The 4,162-nt window shown below is 44.6% G+C and carries 5 protein-coding genes; 2 read left to right on the forward strand and 3 right to left on the reverse strand.

Going from position 1 to position 4,162, the window contains the following annotated elements; translation table 11 throughout:
• Both ushA and ybaK read left to right on the forward strand, forming a co-directional pair.
• Positions 1 to 1,432, forward strand: a 1,432-nt coding sequence (gene ushA / locus IQP38_RS12895; protein ID WP_228010063.1) for a bifunctional UDP-sugar hydrolase/5'-nucleotidase UshA, incomplete at its 5' end; no start/stop codon positions are given.
• A gap of 102 nt (positions 1,433 to 1,534) precedes the next feature.
• Positions 1,535 to 2,008: a Cys-tRNA(Pro) deacylase gene (gene ybaK, locus IQP38_RS12900; protein WP_033906934.1), complete on the forward strand. Its 474-nt coding sequence runs from the start codon at positions 1,535 to 1,537 to the stop codon at positions 2,006 to 2,008.
• A gap of 64 nt (positions 2,009 to 2,072) precedes the next feature.
• On the opposite strand, the gene rluF is transcribed toward ybaK, so the two are convergent.
• From rluF to IQP38_RS12915, 3 genes are all read right to left on the reverse strand, one after another.
• Positions 2,073 to 3,230, reverse strand: coding sequence for a 23S rRNA pseudouridine(2604) synthase RluF (gene rluF / locus IQP38_RS12905; RefSeq protein ID WP_017634839.1), 1,158 nt, complete (start codon positions 3,228 to 3,230; stop codon positions 2,073 to 2,075).
• A 94-nt stretch (positions 3,231 to 3,324) separates the two neighbouring features.
• Positions 3,325 to 3,906 carry a DNA endonuclease SmrA gene (gene smrA / locus IQP38_RS12910; RefSeq protein ID WP_005382233.1) on the reverse strand — a complete coding sequence of 194 codons (582 nt, stop codon included), beginning with the start codon at positions 3,904 to 3,906 and terminating at the stop codon, positions 3,325 to 3,327.
• Between the two features lie 132 nt (positions 3,907 to 4,038).
• Positions 4,039 to 4,162 (reverse strand): DUF3149 domain-containing protein (locus tag IQP38_RS12915; protein ID WP_193837642.1); only part of this gene is annotated, 124 nt, incomplete at its 5' end.

Genomic DNA, 4,162 nt, shown 5'->3' on the forward strand with positions numbered 1-4,162 from the left:
TTCTGGTGGTGACATCAACACAGGAGTACCTGAGTCTGATTTACAAGATGCCGAGCCGGATTTTAAAGGCATGAGCAAAATTGGTTACGATGCGATGGCTCTAGGTAATCATGAGTTTGATAATCCATTGGACGTGCTATTCAAGCAGCAAGAGTGGGCAAACTTTCCGATGTTGTCTGCCAATATTTACGATAAAAATACTGGCAAGCGTTTATTCCAACCATATGCGATGTTTAAAAAGCAGGGCATTAAAATTGCGGTCATTGGCCTTACAACCGAAGACACAGCGAAACTTGGCAACCCTGAATTCATTGAACAAATTGACTTCCGTGACCCAAAAGAAGAAGCCAAGAAGCTGATTGCAGAACTGAAAGAAACAGAGTATCCAGATCTGATTTTTGCTGTCACGCATATGGGACACTATGAAAATGGTAATAGAGGCATCAATGCTCCTGGCGATGTGGCGTTAGCTCGTTATTTGAATGACGGCGATCTCGACATGATCGTTGGAGGACACTCACAAGAACCTGTGTGCATGGAAGGTCCAAACGTTATCAAAAAGAACTTTAAACCAGGTGATGAATGTCAGCCCGATAAACAAAATGGTACCTTTATTGTTCAGGCACATGAGTGGGGGAAATATGTGGGACGCGCCGATTACGAGTTTCGTAATGGCGAACTCTCGATGGTGAGCTACGATCTAATCCCTGTAAACTTGAAAAAGAAAGTTAAAGTTGATGGTCAGTCGCAACGAGTCTTGATCCAAGATGAGATTAAACAAGACGAAATGATGCTTGAGTTTCTTCGTCCTTATCAAGAAAAAGGTCAGGGCAAACTAAACGTGAAGATTGCAGAATCTAACGGTAAGCTTGAGGGTGACCGCAATGTGGTTCGTTACCAGCAAACAAACTTAGGTCGATTAATTGCAACGGCTCACATGGAACGTGCGAAAGCAGATTTCGCCGTAATGAATTCTGGCGGCGTTCGCGATTCGATTGCAGCAGGTGAGATTACCTACAAAGATGTGCTGACTGTTCAGCCATTTGGCAATATGGTCTCTTACGTTGATATGACGGGCAAAGAAGTATTGGATTACCTAAATGTCGTTGCAACTAAACCTGTCGACTCTGGAGCTTACGCGCAGTTTGCCGGCATTGCGATGAGTATCAATAATGGTGAGGTAACCAATGTGTTCATTGGTAATAAGCAACTTCGCTTAGATGGTAATTACCGCTTTACCGTACCAAGCTATAATGCTGCTGGTGGAGATGGTTACCCTAAAATCGACGATCATCCAGGGTATGTAAATACAGGTTTTACCGATGCTGAGGTTTTGAAGGATTATTTAGAAACACATAGCCCTATTGATGTTAATGAGTATGCCCCTTCAGGTGAAATCACGTATTTAGTTGATACGGCGATTGATCAGTAACCCAACAGAGAAAAAGCGATTGACTCAAACTCGCTGATATCATTAACTAAAAGCGCAGATCCAATTCAATCTGCGCTTTTTGTTTTTATGAGGAGAATCTTGATGACTCCGGCCATTAATCTTGCGAAAAAGAAAAAAATTCCACACACGATTCATCAGTATGAGCATGACCCTAGAGCCGATAGTTATGGCTTGGAGGCTGCTGAAGTACTGGGGCAGGAGCCGAAAACAGTATTTAAAACCTTGCTGTTCTGCTTGAACGGGGAGCCAAAGAACCTTGCGGTTGCGATTATCCCTGTTGACCAAAAGCTGAACCTAAAACTGGCGGCGAAAGCAGCGAAGGGCAAAAAGGCCGATATGGCTGATCCGGAAATCGCCCAAAAGACCACAGGTTATGTCGTTGGTGGAATTAGCCCACTAGGGCAGAAGAAAGCCTTACCTACTTTTTTGCACGAAAGCGCAGCAGAGCAAGACAAAATCTGTGTGAGTGCTGGTAAACGTGGTTTAGAAATTGAGTTAGCCCCGAGAGATTTGCTGAGCTTAACTCGTGGTCAGTTTGCACCTCTTTGTTTGTAAACTCATGACAAATAAAAAGGACGCTCATGAGCGTCCTTTTTTGATCTTGCCTGTCAGTGAAGCGTTACTTCTTCAGACTCAATGTACCACCAGTGCGTTTAGCTGGTTTGCTTGGTTTCGCGGCATTTGGGTTCATGTAATGCTGCTTAGGCTTACTCAGTGATTGAGGCTTGTTTGCTGAATGCGTATTGCTCGATGCATCTGGTTTACGGTGCGATTTACCATGCTCGCCTTGCGGTCTGCTGCGTTCACCTTGTGATTTCGCTTTGTAATGTTCTTTAGCTGGACGTCCGCCTTCATCATCACGCTGACGACGCTTTTGTTGACCTTTTTTCGAGTTTGGTGCATGACGGAATTCATCAGCATTGTTACCGCGGAAAGTTCGTGTCTTCTGGTTACGACGAGCAGTAGAATCTTGGTTTTCTTCACGGCTATCAAACAGCTTCGCGTCGGTCGCTTTACGAATGTTGCGACCTCTAGAGTCTGTTTTTGATGCTTCTTCTGTACCTACCGAGCCTTCACACATTGCTAGGATCTCTGCCACTTCTTCGTCACTTAGATAACGCCATTTCCCATTGGGAATACCATCAAGAGAGATATTCATGATGCGTACGCGACGCAGCTTGAATACTTCATAGCCCAGCGCTTCACACATGCGACGGATCTGACGGTTAAGTCCTTGAGTGAGCACAATACGGAAAGAGAATTTAGTTTCTTTCGTTACCTTACAAGGTAGGGTGACTGTGTCGAGAATCTTAACGCCACTCGACATCTGTTTGAGAAACTCGCCTGTAATTGGCTTGTCCACGCGTACGACGTACTCTTTTTCGTGGCTGTTGCCTGCGCGAAGGATTTTGTTCACGATGTCGCCATCGTTGGTCAAAAAGATCAGACCATCAGAGGGTTTGTCTAAGCGGCCGATCGGAAAGATACGTTTTTGGTGGCCGATGAAATCAACGATGTTTCCAGGGACGTCTCTCTCAGTTGTACAGGTGATGCCTGTTGGTTTATTGAGAGCGATATAAATCGGCTTCTCTTTTGCTGCCACTGGCTTACCATCCACACAAACATCATCACCAGGTAGCACTTTTGTCCCCATTTCAGGTTTGTTGCCATTAATGGTGACACGGCCTTGCTCAATCAGTCTGTCTGCTTCACGGCGTGAGCAAAACCCCGTTTCACTGATGAATTTATTTAATCGTTTAGCGTTGTCTTGTGACATTTTTGTCTCCTAACGTTTCACAACGGCGAATGAAGCTCCCTTCCTTTAAGGGGAAGGAAGAATAAGGGCGGGCATTCTAGCATTAGGGTGAAATTTAGCCTAACCGTTTTTGGTGACGTTCGCGGGTTTCTAATTTCTTTTCCGCACTTTTTCTAAGTAGGACGTAAACGGCTCCAGTTCCACCGTGAAAGCGTTGCGCACTATGGACGCATTGGACTTCCTTTATTTGTCGTAGCCAACTGCTAACAAAGCTTTTCATCATTGCAGGTGGATTTGAGCGTTCTCCTCGACCATGGACGATAACGACCGTTCTAATGTCCATTGATAGGCATTGCTTTAAAAACGTCACGACTTCATCACGTGCTTCTTTCAATGTTTTACGGTGCAAATCCAAGCGAGCTTGGATTGGATACTTACCAAGGCGAAGTTTGCGGTAAACCCCGTCCTGTACACCATCACGTTTGAACTCAACAAAGTCCTCTGGCTTGAGCATTTCAGCGTGATCAAGTGATAGGTATTCTGGGTCATCTTCCGTTAACCAGATTGCTGCTTCGCGTTTTGCGAGCTGTGCTTCTGTTACTTGGTGTACTTTTTTGTGTTCGGTGGTGTCTTGAGTGATTGGCTTTACATCGCCCATCATCTGTTGAAATAGATCAAAATCGTCGTCGTGAGACATAGCAGTAATCTCATTAAGAACAGGGAAGAATAATAGGATTATATCAATGAGTGGTGCATTGAGATCAAATAAAAAACCGGAGTAGGCAAGTAACCGACTCCGGTGCAAAGCGTTTCTAGAGCTAAGCGAGATCTAGTGAGGAGATTTGTCGTTCATGATCTTGTATATGAAGAAACCGCCGTAAAATAACATCAGACCAATTGCCCCAAAAATTACTATCATTGACGATAGACCCACTGCATTACCAAATAGGAGA

This window comes from Vibrio sp. OPT41, assembly GCF_015163595.1.
GTDB classification, from domain to species: Bacteria; Pseudomonadota; Gammaproteobacteria; order Enterobacterales; family Vibrionaceae; genus Vibrio; species Vibrio alginolyticus.